General features: G+C 65.8%; 13 protein-coding genes and 4 tRNA genes. 8 read left to right on the top strand and 9 right to left on the bottom strand.

What is annotated here, in order from left to right; genetic code table 11:
* Positions 1-45: 45 nt before the first annotated feature.
* A complete protein-coding gene (locus ACIHA7_RS19925; protein ID WP_397291438.1) occupies positions 46-1,947 on the top strand; it encodes an NAD(P)-binding domain-containing protein in 1,902 nt (633 codons plus the stop codon).
* An 829-nt stretch (positions 1,948-2,776) separates the two neighbouring features.
* Complete coding sequence (locus ACIHA7_RS19930; RefSeq protein ID WP_397291440.1) at positions 2,777-3,715, top strand: LysR family transcriptional regulator; 939 nt, start codon at positions 2,777-2,779, stop codon at positions 3,713-3,715.
* Here ACIHA7_RS19930 and ACIHA7_RS19935 read toward each other — a convergent pair.
* Complete coding sequence (locus ACIHA7_RS19935) at positions 3,682-4,818, bottom strand: hypothetical protein (RefSeq protein WP_397291442.1); 1,137 nt, start codon at positions 4,816-4,818, stop codon at positions 3,682-3,684. The genes ACIHA7_RS19930 and ACIHA7_RS19935 overlap by 34 nt on opposite strands.
* Before the next feature lie 619 nt (positions 4,819-5,437).
* On the opposite strand from ACIHA7_RS19935, the gene ACIHA7_RS19940 reads away from it, so the two are divergent.
* On the top strand, positions 5,438-6,385 hold the full coding sequence (locus tag ACIHA7_RS19940; RefSeq protein WP_397291444.1) for a hypothetical protein: 948 nt from the start codon (positions 5,438-5,440) through the stop codon (positions 6,383-6,385).
* Here the strand turns inward: ACIHA7_RS19940 and ACIHA7_RS19945 are convergent.
* Positions 6,351-7,580: a sigma factor-like helix-turn-helix DNA-binding protein gene (locus ACIHA7_RS19945; RefSeq protein ID WP_397291446.1), complete on the bottom strand. Its 1,230-nt coding sequence runs from the start codon at positions 7,578-7,580 to the stop codon at positions 6,351-6,353. The genes ACIHA7_RS19940 and ACIHA7_RS19945 overlap by 35 nt on opposite strands.
* A 266-nt stretch (positions 7,581-7,846) precedes the next feature.
* Complete coding sequence (locus ACIHA7_RS19950) at positions 7,847-8,179, bottom strand: ArsR/SmtB family transcription factor (RefSeq protein WP_397291448.1); 333 nt, start codon at positions 8,177-8,179, stop codon at positions 7,847-7,849.
* A gap of 86 nt (positions 8,180-8,265) precedes the next feature.
* On the opposite strand from ACIHA7_RS19950, the gene ACIHA7_RS19955 reads away from it, so the two are divergent.
* Both ACIHA7_RS19955 and gyrB read left to right on the top strand, forming a co-directional pair.
* On the top strand, positions 8,266-9,036 hold the full coding sequence (locus tag ACIHA7_RS19955; protein WP_397291450.1) for a glucose 1-dehydrogenase: 771 nt from the start codon (positions 8,266-8,268) through the stop codon (positions 9,034-9,036).
* A gap of 495 nt (positions 9,037-9,531) precedes the next feature.
* Positions 9,532-11,562 (top strand): DNA topoisomerase (ATP-hydrolyzing) subunit B, encoded by a 2,031-nt coding sequence (gene gyrB / locus ACIHA7_RS19960; protein WP_397291452.1) that lies wholly within the window; start codon positions 9,532-9,534, stop codon positions 11,560-11,562.
* A gap of 3 nt (positions 11,563-11,565) precedes the next feature.
* On the opposite strand, the gene ACIHA7_RS19965 is transcribed toward gyrB, so the two are convergent.
* From ACIHA7_RS19965 to ACIHA7_RS19990, 6 genes are all read right to left on the bottom strand, one after another.
* Positions 11,566-11,826: a hypothetical protein gene (locus ACIHA7_RS19965; protein WP_397291454.1), complete on the bottom strand. Its 261-nt coding sequence runs from the start codon at positions 11,824-11,826 to the stop codon at positions 11,566-11,568.
* A gap of 396 nt (positions 11,827-12,222) precedes the next feature.
* Positions 12,223-12,546 carry a hypothetical protein gene (locus ACIHA7_RS19970; RefSeq protein ID WP_397291456.1) on the bottom strand — a complete coding sequence of 108 codons (324 nt, stop codon included), beginning with the start codon at positions 12,544-12,546 and terminating at the stop codon, positions 12,223-12,225.
* A gap of 752 nt (positions 12,547-13,298) precedes the next feature.
* Positions 13,299-13,799 carry an NUDIX hydrolase gene (locus ACIHA7_RS19975; RefSeq protein ID WP_397291458.1) on the bottom strand — a complete coding sequence of 167 codons (501 nt, stop codon included), beginning with the start codon at positions 13,797-13,799 and terminating at the stop codon, positions 13,299-13,301.
* Positions 13,800-13,904: 105 nt separating this feature from the next.
* A tRNA-Val gene (locus tag ACIHA7_RS19980) sits at positions 13,905-13,979 on the bottom strand.
* A gap of 1 nt (position 13,980) precedes the next feature.
* Positions 13,981-14,051: transfer RNA gene (locus ACIHA7_RS19985), tRNA-Cys, on the bottom strand.
* Positions 14,052-14,099: 48 nt separating this feature from the next.
* Positions 14,100-14,171 (bottom strand) — tRNA-Gly (locus tag ACIHA7_RS19990).
* A 358-nt stretch (positions 14,172-14,529) separates the two neighbouring features.
* Here ACIHA7_RS19990 and ACIHA7_RS19995 point away from each other — a divergent pair.
* The 3 genes from ACIHA7_RS19995 (at position 14,530) to panC (ending at position 17,419) form a co-directional block, all read left to right on the top strand.
* Positions 14,530-14,601 (top strand) — tRNA-Val (locus ACIHA7_RS19995).
* 978 nt (positions 14,602-15,579) lie between these two features.
* Positions 15,580-16,317 carry a hypothetical protein gene (locus ACIHA7_RS20000; RefSeq protein ID WP_397291460.1) on the top strand — a complete coding sequence of 246 codons (738 nt, stop codon included), beginning with the start codon at positions 15,580-15,582 and terminating at the stop codon, positions 16,315-16,317.
* A 262-nt stretch (positions 16,318-16,579) separates the two neighbouring features.
* On the top strand, positions 16,580-17,419 hold the full coding sequence (gene panC, locus ACIHA7_RS20005) for a pantoate--beta-alanine ligase (protein ID WP_397291462.1): 840 nt from the start codon (positions 16,580-16,582) through the stop codon (positions 17,417-17,419).
* The last annotated feature ends 24 nt before the right edge of the window (positions 17,420-17,443 follow it).

The raw sequence follows: 17,443 nt of genomic DNA on the forward strand, positions 1-17,443 counted from the left end.
CCAACCGACTTTGCTGTGCGCCATAAGAGACGTAATCTCCTGCGCATGACGAGCGGAAACCGCATCGCGATCGTTGGTGCGGGTATCGCAGGTCTTGCCTGCGCGAAAGTGCTGATCCAGAAGGGTTTTCCGGTCGAGATCTTCGACCGTGCGCCCGATGTCGGTGGCGTGTGGAGTGCGACCCGCAGGTACCCGGGGCTGCGAACCCAGAGTTCCAAGAACACCTATCACTTCTCCGACTTCCCGATGCCCTCGGACTACCCGAAGGTGCTCGACGGTGCGCAGATGCAGGCGTATCTGGAGGCTTACGCGGACCACTTCGGTCTGCGCGAGCACCTGCGGCTCAACACCGAGGTCGTCGCCGCCGATCCGGTGGACAGTGGCTGGCTGCTCGAGGTCAAGGATCAAAGCGGGATACATCGGAGCTCCTGCGATCACCTGGTCATCGCGAACGGGGTGTTCAGCGAGCCCGCCGTCCCGGACTTCCGCGGCATCGAACTGTTCCGTGCCGCGGGCGGCCAGCTGGGCCACGTGTCGGAGTTCCTGGATGTCGAAGCGGTGCGCGGTAAGTCCGTCGTTGTCGTCGGTTACGGCAAGTCCGCCTGTGACATCGCCGAGGCGGTGAGCGACGTCGCAGGCTCGACCACCGTCGTGGCGCGCAGGCTGCTGTGGAAAATGCCGCGCAAGATGGCCCGCGTGCTCGACTACGAGCGAATGATGCTGACCCGCTTGGGGCAGGCCCACTTCCACCACCTGGAACCCGGCCGGATGGACCGCTTCCTGGACGGACCGGGCGTTTCGTTCCGTGTCAGCAACCTCGACCTGGTCCAGGAGCTCGCGACCAAGCGCATGAACCTGCGCGAACTCGGGCTGCTCCCGGAGGGCCGGTTCGAGGAGATCGCCGAGAGCACCTTCAGCCTCACCACCGAGAACTTCTACGAGCAGGTCGCGAACGGCCGGATCGTGGTGCAGCGCGACACCACCATCACCGAGATGCGCGGCGGTGGTGGCAAGGCGCCCGCGGTGCAGCTGTCCAACGGGCACCTCGTGCCGGCCGACATCGTGGTCTGTGCCACCGGATTCCAGCAGCGGGTGCCGTTCCTGACGCCGTACGTCCAGCGCAGGCTCACCGACGAGCACGGCAATTTCCGGCTGCACCGCCAGATCCTGCCGCTCGACGTCCCGAATCTCACCTTCGCCGGCTACAACTCGTCGGCCATCAGCACCCTCAACGCCGAGGTCGGTGCGCACTGGACCGCCGCCCTGCTCGCCGGTCAGCTCGACCTGCCCGACCGTGACGTGGCGAGTGAACAGATCGACGCCCGCTTGCGCTGGATGGAGGAACGCACCCGCGGCCACCACGCCCACGGCACCGCCATCACCCCCTTCTCCATCCGCAATGTCGACGAGATGCTCGCCGACCTGAAGTTCCGCCTCCCCCTGCGCACCCGAGCGGCGCAATGGTTCCGCACTATCCGCCCCGAGTCCTACCGCGGACTGAACACCAGGCACGAATCCGCTTCGGAGACCACGCCACCCGCGTACTCCGTGGTGGAGCACGCCGACATCGCAGCGCAGGACCCGGGCCGGGCGCACGACCCGAACTTCACCGGGCCTGGCGCGCATGACATGAATGGTGAAGTGCCTGGGGCGCAGAACGTGACCGCAGCGGTGCCCGAGGCGCACCACGCGCACGCAGCGGCGCCTGGGGCGTACAACGTGAACGCGATGCCCGGGGCGCGCAACGCGAATGCCGGAGCGCCAAGGGCGCACGACCCGAATGTCGGCGCGCCGAGGGCACACGGTCCGAGCGCGGGAGGACCAGGGGCGCACAACCCGAACGCGGGAACGCCGGGGCCGTACGACCCGAACGCCGGAGTCCCTGGGGCACACAACCTGAGCACTGGCGTGCCCACCGACCTCTTGCACGGTTCACAGGGCAACTAAGCACAGTTCGGCCCGCCGGAACGTAGCGATGCTCTGCGGGCTCGTGAGTCCGCACCCCGCGCCTGCGCCGATATCCGAGCGCGCGAAACCGCCCGTGGGAACGTCGGGGCCGAACGACCGAACGCCGGGGGTCTGGGGCACACAATCGGGATACCGGCGTGCCCACTGACCTCTTGCCCAGTTCACAGGGCAAGTAAGCACATCTCGGCCCGCCGAAAGACAGCGAGGCTGTGCGCGCTCGTGAGTCCGCGCCCCGCGCCGGTACCCGAGCGCGCGAAAACCGAACGGCGGAGCATAGGCCCCGGTTGTGCGGGTTGCCGGGGCGCACCCTTTGTGTAAGCCGTACGCCTCGCGTATGCCCGTTGTCAGGATGGTCGTGCGGCAGATCGGGTGGGCGGCCTAGCAAAGGCCGTGCAGCTCAGCGTTTCAACCCTGCCATCGTTCGCCGCGGGAAATCGCGAAATCAGCACCACAGCCAGTTCGCGCGCCGGAACGCCGGCGTGCCCGTCCGGCGGACTCAGGACGAGCACAGTTCGTCATCATTGCGCGGATGCCCAGAGGTCGGCAGCACCCACCACCTTCGCCGAGACAAAATCGAGCAGAGTCATATGGTCGCTGAACGATCCTCATCAACCACCAGTCGACTCCGTGGGTTTCGCGAGCACCACGATCTGATTCTGCTCGCCCTTGAGCTCCTTCGACAGGACCACAGCAAGTCCGCACGCTCGATGGTGGCGTTGTCGAAATTCTCTCGAGCTGAGGCGACTCGCCGTGGCTTATCGGCAACGCAATGTTGGTGATCGATGATTCCACTGGTGATAATCCAGGAGTGCAGCCCCTGGACATGAACCTGCTGGTGGCGCTCGACGCGCTGCTGGAGACGAGCAGTGTCACGCGGGCGGCGGAACGGCTGCACACCTCGGCCCCCGCGATGAGCCGGACGCTGGCCAGGTTGCGGCGGGTGCTCGACGATCCGCTACTGGTGCGGGCCGGTCGCCGCCTGGTGCCGACGCCGCGTGCACTGGAATTGCGTTATGAGGTCAGCACTCTGGTCGAGCAGGGGCGGGCGCTGCTGGCACCGCGGGGTGCGATCGATCCGACCGCACTGAAGCGGAACTTCGCGGTGCAGGCGGGCGACACGGTGCTCACCGAACTGGCCGCCCCGCTGCTGGCCGCTGTGCGCGCGCAGGCACCGGGGGTGACGTTGCGTTTCCTACCCGACACCGTCGAGGGCACCGCCGCATTGCGCGACGGCCGGGTGGACATCGAGGTCGGCGTGATCGACCACACCGATCCGGAGACGACGGTGCGCCGCGTGCTCGGCGATCGGATCATCGGGATCGCCGCGGCCGATCATCCGCTGGTCACCGAGCGGGTGACGGTGGCAAGGTTCGCGGCCGCAGCACATCTGAGCATTTCGCGAACCGGTCAGGCGCGCGGCTCGATCGACGACCGGTTGGCGTTGCACGGTCGCACCCGGCGCGTGGTCGCCACCGTGCCGAATCTGACCACCGCGTTGTTCGCAGTGCACGGTAGCGATCTGATCTGCCCGGCACCGGCCTTACTGAGCAGGTCGGCGTTGCCCGCACTGGGGTTGTGCGCGTTCGAGATTCCGCTGCCGCTACCCGAGGTCGCCATCGGCATGGCCTGGCATCCGCGCAATACCGCCGACAGCGGGCATCGCTGGCTACGCGACCTGATCGCCGCGATCCTGACCAGCTCGCACGCCGAGGATCAGGAAACCGGCGGCGGGCTCGACAGTCGGTAGTCGCGTGGCGTCTCGCTGCTGCGCTGCGCGGTTTCACCGCTGGGCGCGGGCTGATAACTGGTCGAGTTCAGGTCGCCCGCAGGCGGACCGAAGACGTCGGAGCGTCCCAGCGGGGCCGCCGCGGTCTTCTTCAGCTCGTCCAGCATCGCCTGCAGCTTGTCGACGTGGGTGTTGTCGACCGGGATCAGGTCTTCCTCGGCGCGGTGCGCGCCGGTGAGCGCGGTACCGTTCACCTCCGGCGCGGAGCCGTTCGTCGGGCGGCTGTAGTCGCCGCTGTCCGGCGCGGAGGGCACCATGCTCTCGTACGGATTCTCCTGCGGCGTGGTGAAGTTCTGATACGACGAGGAGGCGGCCGGTTCGCGCGGCGCGGTGAAGCTGGACTGGCGGGCGGGCAGCGGCTCGCGCGGCGTCGGCGCGGTGAAGTTCTGGGCGGGTGCCGGGCTCGGCTCCCGCGGTGTGGGGGTGGTGAAGTTCTGCGCGGAGCTGGAACTCGGCTCGAACGCCGGTTCGCGAGGTGGGCTGAAACTGCGTTGCGGCACGGAATTCGCCTCGTGCGCCGCCGAATCCCGCGCGGGCGGGGTGTCGCGGGCGGTCGGGGAGCCCTCGTACCGCCGGGAGACGCTCTCCCTGGTCGCCGTGGCGTTCTCCCTGGCCGCGAGGGTGCTGTCGCGGACCGGCTTGGCGAGCTCGTGCGAGGTGCCGATGCTCTCCCTGATGGTGGGAGTGGCCACGGTGGCGGGGGATTCGCGCTGCGCGGGGGCGCTCGGCTCGGCGGCCGCGGCGTTCCGGCGCGACGCCGCGCGCGGTAGCGGACGCTCGGCGCGCTCGCTGTCCGGTACCGCATGCGACGGTCCGGCGCCGGCTTCGACCTTCTCCAGTCGTCCGTCGATGCCCGAAATGTCCTGCCCGGCACGGAAAGCCCACGCCTCGAGCTTCGCCAGCCGCGCCTCGACGCTGTGGTCGGCAGGCACGACGGTGGCGATATCGACGCCGTCGACCCGAGCCGCCACGGCGTCCAGTTTGTCGCTGACCTCTCGGAGAACCGCCGCGATGCTCGACAGCATCGCGCCGATCGACTCGCCGGCCTCTTGACCGTGCTCCATCCAGTACCCACTTCCCCGTATCGGCCCAGCTCGCACTCGGCCGGACGATTCTATCCGCCCAGTTGGAAATACGTGGTTCGCGACTGCCTCGCTGACGCTCGGCTTCGTCGTTCGCCATGGGGCGCCGTGTTGTCGGTTCACTCGCTGGCGCTCGTTGTCGAAGACCGGCTCGGTACCGGTCCTCCTTGGCTCTGATCGAAGCAGCGTAGGCGGGCCGTCCTGCGCCGTTGCAGGCGGAGGTCGGCGCGATCCGGTTTGTCCGGAACAGATCTGCTTACCAATCGGCGACCAGCCGGGCGCACCCCGGTCGTAGCCTATGCGGTTTCCGGCCCCGGTGGCAGCCCGAAGACCGGAGGTGGCGCAGATCGGCGCGTGGCGCGATGAAATCGCAGGATGGCGCCAACTGTCAATCCACCGACATATCCGTGTTGTTGTGGCCGCCCGCTGCGTCGAAATTACTTGTGCCACAGCCTACACCAGGCCTCGGACCGGAAATCTGCCGATGAGGCGCACCCGGGCGCGGGGTAAAGGGGACTGGCGAGGTTCGCGAGTCTGACGCACTCTTGATCTATGGCGTAGGTCGCCAGACCTGCGGTGGTTTGGGCAGGGGAGTGGTCGCGTGAGAACGAAGCAGCGGGCGGAGATCGCCTGCGGGCGCCGGGCGATGCTCGCCGAGTTGGGTATTACGGACGGTCCGGGCCGAGCCCGCGCGCAGTCCGGCGGGTATGGCTGTAAGTGTCCGGAATGTGACGCCGCGCAATGGGATATGCGGCGGTTGAAATATTGGGTGTGCGGCCGGTTGCTGGCGTATGGCGCCGAGGTGGCCGAGGTGGACAAGCGGGTGGCTGGGCTGCCCGTGGACATCTATTGGCGCAAGGGCGATCGCGAGTACGTGATCGAGGTGCGCAGCGGATCGCTGGAACGAACTCTCGCGCAGGAACATACGGAGCGATTGCGCGCGGCGGGCATCACGGAGGTGCTGTGGTTGTGCCCGCCCGGCTACTGGGTCGACCATCTGCGTGCGCTCGGCATCGCCGATTTCGCCCCGCCCGCATGCGATTACCAGGCGGTGACCGGTGTGCTGGACACCGCACACAGCGCGGTGGTCGCGCCGCGCCGCGAGCCGTTGGAGCTGCGTGAGTTCATCCACGGCTGGGTCACCGGCGACATCGTCTGGGGATATCGGGATGTGACGAAAGGAGGTTGGGCCACCGTGGCCGACTGGGAGCACCACACGAAAACGCAGGCGATGATCATCTCCCGGCAGCGTCAGGAGCTGGTCAATCAGCGCACCACGCTCGCGCTGTCCCGGAAAACCGTGCGCGACAAGCAGAAACACCTCATCAAGCTGACCACCAGGTTGGAGCGTGCGGAGCAGGAGGCGCAGGAGCGCGCCGAGGCCCTCGCGCAGGCGCGGCGCAAGCTCGACGACCACCACCGGCTCGACACCTCATTGCGGGCCACCATCAAGAACCTGCAGCAGACCATCAATCACTGGCAGTTGATGACCTGCTGCGCGATGATGCTGATCGTTACGTTCCTGGCGGGCGCGATGGTGGTGCGCTGAGCTGAAACGGGCCGCGTTCCCAACGCCATTCGTTGCGTAAGACCAGCGCGACGAAGTCGAGGAGCTCGAGGCCGGTCTCGGCGCGCACCTGCCGGATCGCCGACCACGGTACCGGCCCGTGCTCGAGCAGTTCGGTGAGCGCGGCCGCGGCGCCCGCATCGGTTTTCCGGGCGAGCAGATCGGGAAGGCCGAGCAGGCTGCCGGTCCAGATGAGCCAGCCCCAGCCCTTGCTGTGCGCGTACGCCCGCCCCGCCGCGGCCTTTGTTCGGTTGACGTGGAAGGCGACGTGTCCGAGCGGCTGGACATCGATCAGCACGATCCGGCCGTCGGTGAGCCGGGCCGCGATGCTCGGGTAATAGAGCTGTTCCGTTCCGCTCGAGTCGTAGGTGATCGCGGCGGGTTGTTCTTGGAACGAGTCGACGAGGTCGCTGGCGTTGAGGATCCACAGCAGCCGCGCCTCCAACCCAGAGTCGAACGGTACATCCCGGCCGACCTTGTCCAGGTAGAAGTGTCCGCGCCCGTCATCGTCGCTGTCGACGGTGCGGGCCGAGGTTACCGGTAACGCGTCCGGGGTTCCCGAGGGCGGCCAATCCACTTGCCCCAGCCAAGGATTCAGCTGGCTCGTCGCACGCGGTTCCGCGTCACGCAGTTTGGCCAGCCGCCGGTTCGTCTTCTTCTGCCAGGCCGCGATCCGCTGCGTCACGAAACCTGCGATCCGTTTGGCGTCCTCGGCGGCGTGCCCGGCCAGCCGCAACTTCAAGTACGACAACTCGTTTGCCGCGATATCGGTGTCGGTGGCGTAGGTCTCCACCAGCAGTGCACGCACCAGTTGCTGGTCGCGGGCGCCGATCGGATAGCGCTCGGCGAACACGCTCGCGGTCCGGGGCCCGCTCAGTGGGGCGTTGCGAATCAGCTGTCCGACGGCCTTCGTGTGCAGCTGGCGAATACGGTCGCGGGACAGGTCGTAGCGGGCGCCGATCTTGGCCAGCGTCTCGGGCGGCTCCCCGGTGACACCGAGCCGGTAGGACAGGATCTCACCGTCCTTGGCCTTGCGGTCCGCCTGCAGCGCGATCAATTCGGCGAGCAGCTCGTTGACTTCCTCGAGCTCGAACGAGATATCGTCCTGCAGATCGAGCAGCTCGGGATCCGTCCCGTCCGCCGCCGCGGGCGCCTCGACCTCCCGGCTTGCCGTCACGCTGGACCCCCTGGGCTCGGTTTCATATGCGGCTCAGCCTAATGCCGAGCACCGACAATTCCGGCGCACCGACGACGCTCGGGTGCTGCCGGCCGGCCCTCGCCGCTACCGCAGAGGAAAGCCGTGGCCGCGCAGGTCGCTGTCCCGAGGTGGCCCGCCGTCACTGACGACGGCCGCCCGTATTCCTCGAGTCGGCCGCTTGCGTCACTGACGGCCCATGCATTTCAACGCGCCCGCGCACCAGTGTGATTGCGGGCAGCGAGCTTTCAGCGCGCGACTTCGGCGAACGGGTCCTCGGTTTCGCTGCGTGCCGCGGCGAGCACGGCGTCCAGCAATCCGGGGAACCGGGCATCGAGGTCCGCACGGCGCAACGATTGCAGCGTTTCCCGCCCGGCGACGCGCTGCCAGATGATGCCCGCGTCGCGCAGCACTCGGTAGTGATGGGTCAGGTTCGACTTCGGCACGCCGTCCACGATCGAACCGCAGGTGTGTTCGCAGCCGTCGGCCAGCACCCGAACGATGCACAGCCGCAGCGGGTTTCCCACGGCGGAGAGCACGTTCGCCAACTGGATCTGATCCCGTTCGGGATGTGCGGTCATCACGGAGACAGGATATCTCGACTGTTGACATACAGTCGAACTGTACGTAAGTATTCGAACAGTTCAACTGTTGAAAGGTCGGCCCGATGCCCGCTAGTAGTTCTCGCTTCGACGACAAGATCGCCCTCATCACCGGCGGCACCAGCGGCATGGGGCTGGCGACCGCGCGCCGCCTGCTCGACGAGGGTGCCCGAGTCGTCATCACCGGTCGCGACCAGGCCCGGCTCGACGCCGCCGTGCGGGAATTGGCCGGTGCGGACCGCGTGCTCGCGGTGCCCGGCGACGCCGCGGATCTCGCCGACCTCGATGCGCTGACGGCCGCCATCCAGGACCGGTTCGGGCGGCTGGACGTCGTCTTCGCCAACGCGGGCGTCGGTGCGTTCCAGCAGATCGCCGACGTCACCGAGGCGGAGTTCTACCGTGTCGTCGATATCAACTTCAAAGCGGCGTTCTTCACCATTCAGAAGACGCTTCCGCTGTTGGCCGATCGCGGTGCGATCGTGATCAACGGGTCGTTCGCGGTTCATCGGGGTAGTCCGGGTGCGGCGCTGTACTCCGCGACCAAAGCGGCCGTGCACAATCTGGCTCGCACGTTGGCGGCCGAGCTGGCGCCCCGGGGAATTCGGGTCAACTCGGTGAGTCCGGGCTACACCGCCACCCCGGCGTTCGATGCCGAGGCGTCGGCCGACGTGCAGGCTGCGCTCGGGGCCACGGTCGCCGCGGGCCGCATCGGTACGTCCGAAGAGGTTGCCGGGGCGGTCGCGTTCCTGGCGTCGGACGAAGGGGGTTACATCAACGGGCATGACCTGCTCATTGATGGGGGACTGGTGTCTGCCACGCCGGCGGCCATGATTTAGGTCTGCGCCGAGAGGTTGCGAGGCGCTGTCGATGCTCGCCTCATGTTGCCGACCAGGCGAGAGTACCGCCTGGTCGGTTTGCATAGGTCCGCGATCTCAGTTCGGCGAGATGCGAGCGCTCCCGTTGTCCGGATTGTCGTGGTTTTTGCGAGCATTGAGCAAGGTTGTTGGCGTGGCATGTAGAGCCTTTTTTCGCTAGTCGGCCGTTTTCCCTTGTTTGACGTCTAGCGTGCCCGTAGGCCGTCTGGTAGTGGACAGCGAATAGGGGGGATCGACTGGTCGGGTTGTGAAAGACCTACGGCGATCTCAGCCTCGTTAAATGCACACGTCTGGTCCATCCATGGCTAGGATGGAGAAGTAACTAGCGGCGAATCCTTCGGCGCGTTGCGCGCAGCACGCGCGAGGACCCGTACCTCCCCGGTGACACCCTCCTGGGCCTTCCGTGTGCGATCGCCGCTGCGCCGGAGCTCGGCAAGTAAGGAGGGCGATCGACCAGTGGCTGCCAAAGACTCCCCGGCAAGCGGCTCGCGCAGGGGGAAATCGCGCAAGAAGGGCTACGGTGCCTCGTCCATCACGGTCCTCGAGGGACTCGAGGCGGTTCGCATGCGGCCGGGCATGTACATCGCCGACACCGGTGAGCGCGGCCTGCACCAGTTGGTGCGCGAGATCGTCGACAACTCCGTCGACGAGGCGATGGCCGGCTACGCCACCAGGGTCGAGGTCACCCTGCTCGCCGACGGCGGCGTCGAGGTGGCCGACGACGGCCGCGGGATCCCGGTGGAGATGCACGCACAGGGGGTGCCGACCGTCGAGGTCGTCATGACTCGGCTGCACGCGGGCGGCAAATTCGACTCCGATACCTACGCGGTGTCCGGCGGCCTGCACGGCGTGGGCCTATCGGTGGTGAACGCCCTGTCCACCCGGATCGAGTTGGCGATCGACCGCGACGGCTACCACTGGACGCAGAACTACCTGCGCGCCAAACCCGAGGAACTGGTGCGCGGTGCGCCGACCACGCGCACGGGCAACACCACCAGGTTCTGGCCGGATCCCGAGATCTTCGAGACCACCACGTTCAACTTCGAGACGGTCGCCCGTCGCATGCAGGAGATGGCGTTTCTGAACCAAGGCCTGACGATCGTCCTCACCGACGAGCGGGTGACCGATGCCGACGAGGTGGACAGCGAGATCGCTGAGGCGCCGAAGGGCGCCGAGGAGGTGCCGACCGAGCAGGTGAAAACGCGGACCTATCACTACCCGGGTGGTTTGGCAGATTTTGTCCGGTACCTCAACCGGACCAAGCAGCCGATCCACAACTCCGTCGTCGGGTTCACCGGTAAGGGCTCCGGCCACGAGCTCGAGGTCGCGATGCAGTGGAACGCAGGGTATTCGGAGTCGGTGCACAGTTTCGCCAACACCATCAACACCCACGAGGGCGGCACCCACGAGGAGGGCTTCCGTGCGGCGCTGACCACGGTGGTCAACAAGTACGCCAGGGACAAAAGGCTGCTCAAGGAGAAGGACAGCAATCTCACCGGTGACGACATCCGCGAGGGCTTGGCCGCCATCGTGAGTCTGAAGGTCGTCGAGCCGCAGTTCGAGGGGCAAACGAAGACGAAACTCGGCAACACCGAGGTCAGGTACTTCGTCCAGCGCATCTGCAACGAGCACCTCACCTACTGGTTCGAAGCCAATCCCGCCGACGCCAAAATTATCGTCAGCAAAGCCATCTCGTCTGCCCAAGCGCGCACGGCCGCCCGTAAGGCGCGCGAACTCGTCCGCCGCAAGAGCGCCAATGATCTCGGTGGTCTGCCGGGCAAGTTGGCCGATTGCCGGTCCAAGGATCCGAGCAAGTCCGAGATCTACATCGTCGAGGGTGACTCCGCCGGTGGTTCGGCCAAGTCCGGGCGTGACTCGATGTATCAGGCGATCCTGCCGTTGCGCGGAAAGATCATCAATGTCGAGAAGGCCCGTATCGATCGGGTGTTGAAGAACAACGAAGTCCAGTCGATCATCACCGCCTTCGGTACCGGTATCCATGACGAGTTCGATATCGCCAAGTTGCGCTATCACAAGATCGTGTTGATGGCCGACGCCGACGTCGACGGCCAGCACATCGCGACGTTGCTGTTGACGTTGTTGTTCCGGTTCATGCGTCCGCTGGTCGAGCAGGGGCATGTGTATCTGGCGCAGCCGCCGCTGTACAAGCTCAAGTGGCAGCGCAGCGATCCGGAGTTCGCCTACTCCGACCGCGAACGCGACACATTGCTGGCCGAGGGGCTCGCCGCAGGCAAGAAAATCAACCGCGACGACGGTGTCCAGCGCTACAAGGGTCTCGGCGAAATGAACGCCAAGGAACTGTGGGAGACCACCATGGACCCGTCGGTCCGGGTGCTACGCCAAGTGACCTTGGACGACGCCGCCGCGGCCGATGAACTCTTCAGTGTGCTGATGGGCGAAGACGTGGCTGCTCGCCGCAGCTTTATCACCCACAACGCCAAAGACGTCCGCTTCCTCGACGTTTGAGTGTCAGTCGTCCTCGAACACCGGGCCCTCGTGCAGCACCGTGCCGTCGCCGTCGTACACCCGGATCGTCAGGTGGCGCGTCGTGGCACGCTGCTGCTCGCCCGTGTCACTGCCGAACAGCACGTCCAGGATGTCGTCGGTCGCCGCGCCCGCTTCCCGAAGTTCCCCCATCTGCCGCTCGTACGGCAGATCGAGATCGATTGTCACGCCGAATGTTTGGGCAACAATGTCGGCGTCGAAGATTGTCCCGTCTTGGCTGATCATCTCCAGTCTTTCGGCACCGGCGACTATCGCACCGGACACCCGTGCTGCCGCACATTCGCGATCGAGAACGGACGCCGGCTGAAGTCACGCCGAAACCCGTCGCTCCAGATATTGCCGAGGGGTTCTGGGCCCGCCTCGAACAGCAGCTCGCCCGCTTGACCGGAATCGTTGTAGGCCAACAGCGAGCCACCGGCGGTGCGAGCTCCGCTGCGCGCACCCGGGTGCCATCCGGAGTGCGAGACCGACAGCACCGGCCGACTGTTCACCTCCGCAGCCCGGTACGCCGCGCCGAAAGCTCGAAAATCCGCTCCCAGCTGCCGTGTTGGATCGTCGAACCGTGCCTCGTCCGGTGAACTCATCGCGCCCTGACCCTCTTTCACTAGTTCGTTCGAGAACTCAACCGCAGCAGAACGGATCGTCGCACGCCCGGCCGACTTCGCTGCCGTATGCGACGAACTCCCGCACTGGGGCCAGGACCGCCTCGGCGGTCTCCGGCTCCAGCAACGGTGCCGAACGGTCGAGCGGCCGCCCCCACGACGGCGGCGTGTCATCAATATCGAACCGCACTACGCCATCGATGAACAGCGTCCACAATGCGTGATCGGGAAAGCTGTTGAGCCGCAACACCCACCACTGATCATCGACCAGGGCGGCCACCGGAAAGTACACGTTCCGCGTGAACCGCCACTCCGGTCTCGCGTGCAGCTCAGGCCGTGACATCCCCTCATTCTCTTCGATCTCACGGCCACAGCGCGAGCACACCAGCCGCAGGAACAGTCCCCGCGCCGTGCCCACCGACTATCCGGCCGAACCCGTCCGCGGAGTGTTGTCGACCACCGCGCCCCGACAGTCGATCCACAACACCTCCTCAGTGACAATCCCCCGCCCGCCCGCACGACACCGAGATGGTCACCGCCGTATGCGGCCGAATCCGCTCCCGCACCGGCACCTGCCCCGTCATCCGCCGCTCATCCCAGTCCGAGCACGAGGCAACCCGCTCCACCCGATACGTGTCATCAGTGTCATTCCGACAAACGAACCCCTTGCACGAAGTCTCCCGGTGCCAACTCCTGCGCAGCCGCCTCCGGAGCCAAAACACCCACCGTGCCAGCGACCAAGACAGCAACTCCCAGCCCGAACCCCAACTTAGGACGCATGTACCACTCCATTCGAGAACCCGATTCGCACACCAACGTACTGACCAGGAATGCCCCAACAATCAGTTCCCGATCAGCGCCAGATCATCCGTGAGCGGCGGCTCTCGACCTCTCCTGCACTGTCCTTCCGCCATCGCCCTGCCTCGCCGAATGTCCTACCCGTCGATCCATCCAGCGCTAGCCTCGGTGCCAGCGCCCCGGCACCGTCGTACTCAGCTGACCGCTGTCGCTTCCGACCTGACGAAAGCGACAGCGGAATGGACCCAGGGGTGGCCGCAACCGCGGTGCCCGGCGACTGTTCGACCTGGCCGAGTCCTAGCGGCTCTGGACTAAAGGGGTGTCGGGGTCGATATGGGGTTCAGCTGACGTCAGAGCCCAGTTGATGCGCACGCGTTGGCTGGGATCGATGGTGAGGTCGTCGATGTTGGTAATCGGGACCCATGCGACATCAGTGCTCTCGTCGCTGGGCGTGGGTTCGCCGCCGATCGGTTCGGCACGGTAGATGATCGAGAATTCTTGGCGGACTTCATCATTGCTGGTGTAGTGGATGACGTGGCCGGGATCGGTGAAGATGCCGACCAGGCCCGTCAGCCGAATGGTGATGCCGGTCTCTTCCCACGTTTCCCGAACCGCAGTGTGGCTGAGCGACTCGCCTGGTTCATGAGCGCCACCCGGCATGGCCCAGTTGCCGTTGTCGGATCGGCGAATGAGCAGGACGGTGTCCTGGTGGCGGACGAACGCGCCTGCGCTGGGCACGACGCTGCTGGCTGTCGGTGCGTTCGGATCGCCACCGTGGTAGTCGATGCGCTGGCCCACCACGTCAGGGTACGGCGTGTCCGCGCGGCACAAGGTCATCAGTTCACGAAGAGTCCACGGAACAAGAAAGGCCCCCTCGAAAGGGGGCCTGACCTGGTACTACGGTGGTGCGCGATACTGGGATTGAACCAGTGACCTCTTCCGTGTCAGGGAAGCGCTCTCCCGCTGAGCTAATCGCGCGAGGTGGAGACGGGAATCGAACCCGTGTGCACGGCTTTGCAGGCCGTTGCCTCACCACTCGGCCACTCCACCGTGCGAAGGGGGACGGCGAAACTAAGTTGCCTTGCCCTACCTCTTCCGAGCGGATGACGGGATTCGAACCCGCGACCCTCACCTTGGCAAGGTGATGCGCTACCACTGCGCTACATCCGCATTCTGTGCATCTCGGCGGCTGTGGTGGCCTCCGTGGTGCGAGACAGAACATTAGCGGACGCCCGGTGAAAGCTACAAATCCGCTGGTAGAACGGGGGAAATCGGCAAGGTTGCCAGTGGGGCGGAGGTGGCCGGTGTGGTTGGGGAGGTTCGCCCCGAGCTTCAACAGGGTTGCCGGCCCGCCGAACAGGAAAGCGCGGCCCGTCCGGCACCCCCATCGAGACGACCTGCCGCACACCACCTTCCACCCCTGTCCGGGTGGCGATTTGGTGAACCGCCGGTGGCGCATGCTAATGTTCCATCTCGTTCGGAGGGTGCTAACACACCACCCGGCCCGCCACCATGTGGCATGAGTTCAGGTCCCATAGCTCAGCGGGAGAGCGTCCGCCTCACACGCGGAAGGTCGCTGGTTCGAAACCAGCTGGGACCACCGGAAAAGGACCCCTGACCTGCACATTAAGGTCTGGGGTTCTTTCGTTTGCTTGGCCGATTTCCGCAACTGTATCCAAAACTGTGCCCAGCGGGCGGAACGGGACGTCCGCTACACGAGAACCTCCGGTTGAATGCGGCATGGACCTCGGCCAGCCCGCAGTCGGGAGCTGCCGAAGTCCACGCGGTTAGGTCAGAGGCAGGGTTTCGCGGCGTGCCAATCGACTGCGATGGCGGCCGGGCCCTCAGCGTCGGCGCGTGGGTCGGCGGCGGGCGGCTGCTGGAATTGGTGCGGCGAGACCCCGGGTTCGCGGCTGCGGCATGACCAGGCGATCACGCTGGGTCGCCCGAACCGGCGGATGCGGGCCGCGTGACGAGAAACGCGGCACGGGCATTGCCGTAGAGCTTATGCACGGGAGGCGAGTCCTGTCTGGATCGGGTGGTCCGAAGATTCGAAGCGAAGCTCACCTGCGCCGCATGCGCCATGCCCCCAAAATCGCTGCGACGAACGCTGCGACCGCGCCGAGCAAAGGCGCCGTCACTCCGAACCGCCCAACTAAGAGAATGGCCGCCAGCAACGCCATCCCGAGGACGAACAGGTCGACGATCGTCAGCCATATCGGCAAGCCCGGCGATGGCTTCGGGGTAGGGCCGGTGTCCGGCAGCGGTGGTGACGGGTCGACCTGAGGGCCGGGCCCACCTGCGACGGGGGATGCGTCGTCGACGGAACAGCCATTTCCCCGTGATGATGTCCGACGGCGGCTCAAGACAGATCTTCCCTTCTATTCAGACCTTTGGTCTGTTTTGGTGGAGGCAAGCGGGTGGCACGGATAGGATCGTCCGCGAGAGTGCAAGCGTCTCAACGGTATTGCCAGAGGTCAAGTGCGACAGTGCCATTGGGATATTTAGGGCGCATTGGATGGCAGTGAGGTTGAAATAAGCCTGCTGTACAGGTGCCGAATGTGGAAGGACCACCTCGATGGCCAAGAAACCGCTGAAGCCGCCCGCCGTGCCTGCCGGGGCGCGGCATCAGTTCTTCGTCTACATGCAGCGCCTTGTGGTTGACAACGGTGATCTGTCGACCACCGAGCTCGGTGCCCGTATCGGTCACTCGCATCAGGCGGTCTACAAAGCGCTTACGGGTCCCAAGATGCCTAGCCGCGCGATAGTGGGAAGACTCGCCGAAGCGCTGGGCGGAGATGCTGTCGCGACCGAAGCCGCGAAGCTTTGGACTGCTGGTGTGTACGAGGAACGAGGGCTCAGTACGCTTCCGAAGCTCGAGTCGGCTACCAGCAAGACCGATCGCCGCCCGGCGAGCCTGCGCCGCGACCAGGAGGAAGTCGGCGGGGCGACAAGACTGGATATGGCGCGTGGCTTGCTCGGGCTGAGCGACGGGCTGCCAAGCGCCCCCCAGACAATCCTTCGTAGTGAGTCGGGTCCCGCAAGCCCCGGGCAAGCGGCAAGAACGGCGTTAGCGAATGAAATTTCCACGCTGATGGGTGAAGTCGGAGGCGTGGCGGAGCTCTTCTCGGCGGAAACCGTGCGGTCGGGCGTCGGTGACTGGATGTCCGCGGCGGCCATACCTTCTGCTCACAGCCTGATCAACTTCACCTACGAGCTACGTCTTGACGAGCATCGACGGAAGCGCCTGTTCGAGCTTCACGCGGCGGCGGTCAAGGAAAAGGAGAACGAGGGGCTGCTTCGCTACGCCGACTAGCGCGAATCTGAACGGCCTTCGGCCCGGTGCCTGGGGTGGTGGGTCGGTCGGTTAGAGCCGGCACGTGAGTGCGGTGTCTCGGCCCCGATCGTCCGGCGGGTAGCGAGGCTAAGCAACGGTTGGGGGCGCGAAACCTGTTCGGAGTACGTCGGATTCGGGAACTTGCGGCGAACTCCTTGTTAAGATTCGCCGTGTGCAGCACGCGTGGGGGATTTCACACGTCCGCGGCGGGCGCGCGTCGTATCGCTGAGGGAATCACGTAATGATCGTTGTGCGGAGTGTCGCGGAAGTGCGGCGGGCCTTGGCGGAGCCCCGTGGTCGGGGGAAGAGCATTGGGTATGTGCCCACTATGGGTGCGTTGCATGAGGGGCATCTTGCGCTCGTTCGGGCGGCGAGGGCGCGTGATGACGTGGTGGTGGCTTCGATTTTCGTCAATCCGTTGCAGTTCGGGCCGGATGAGGATTTCGAGTCGTATCCGCGGGATGAGGATAGGGATCTGGCGCTCTGTGCGAAGGCGGAGGCGGATATTGCCTGGTTGCCTACGGCGGAGGAGTTGTTCCCGCCGGGTTTCGGGCTGACGGTCGCGGTGCCCGGCCTGTCGTCCGTGCTGTGTGGGGTGGGTAGGCCGACGCACTTCGCGGGTGTCACCACCGAGATGTCGAAGATTCTGCTTCTGCTGGCACCGACCGCGGTGTACCTGGGGGAGAAGGACTTCCAGCAGTTGGTGGTGTTGACGGCGGTTATCCGCGATCTGGGATTGCCGATCGAGGTCCGTGCGGTGCCTACCGTGCGCGAACCGGACGGTCTTGCCCTCTCGTCGCGGAACGCCTACCTCGACTCCGCCGAACGGCGAACGGCCGCATCGCTGTTCCGGATCTTGACGGAGCTCACCGAGAGGTTGCGGGCAGAGCCGGGCTCGGTCACGGATGTGCTCGCTGAGGGTCGGCGGCTATTGACCGAGGCGGGCATGGACCGCGTCGAATACTTGGAGCTGGTCGATCGGGACACCCTGGAGCCGGTTCGTGCAGCGACCAAAAGTAGCCGCCTCGTCGCGGCCGTCTGGCTCGGAAGTACCCGCCTGATCGACAACACGGAGATTTAACCCACGGCGTGCTCGGCGCTGAAG

It is taken from the genome of Nocardia sp. NPDC052316 (genome assembly GCF_044547795.1).
Classification (GTDB): domain Bacteria; phylum Actinomycetota; class Actinomycetes; order Mycobacteriales; family Mycobacteriaceae; genus Nocardia.

What these genes read in the sequence shown, in the direction of transcription:
- ACIHA7_RS19925 (WP_397291438.1), top strand. Translation starts at nt 46, where the DNA reads ATGACGAGCGGAAACCGCATCGCGATCGTTGGTGCGGGTATCGCAGGT.
- ACIHA7_RS19935 (WP_397291442.1), bottom strand. Translation starts at nt 4,818, where the DNA reads ATGGAGCACGGTCAAGAGGCCGGCGAGTCGATCGGCGCGATGCTGTCG.
- ACIHA7_RS19950 (WP_397291448.1), bottom strand. Translation starts at nt 8,179, where the DNA reads ATGACCGCACATCCCGAACGGGATCAGATCCAGTTGGCGAACGTGCTC.
- ACIHA7_RS19955 (WP_397291450.1), top strand. Translation starts at nt 8,266, where the DNA reads ATGCCCGCTAGTAGTTCTCGCTTCGACGACAAGATCGCCCTCATCACC.
- ACIHA7_RS19965 (WP_397291454.1), bottom strand. Translation starts at nt 11,826, where the DNA reads ATGATCAGCCAAGACGGGACAATCTTCGACGCCGACATTGTTGCCCAA.
- ACIHA7_RS19970 (WP_397291456.1), bottom strand. Translation starts at nt 12,546, where the DNA reads ATGTCACGGCCTGAGCTGCACGCGAGACCGGAGTGGCGGTTCACGCGG.
- ACIHA7_RS20000 (WP_397291460.1), top strand. Translation starts at nt 15,580, where the DNA reads ATGGCCAAGAAACCGCTGAAGCCGCCCGCCGTGCCTGCCGGGGCGCGG.
- panC (WP_397291462.1), top strand. Translation starts at nt 16,580, where the DNA reads ATGATCGTTGTGCGGAGTGTCGCGGAAGTGCGGCGGGCCTTGGCGGAG.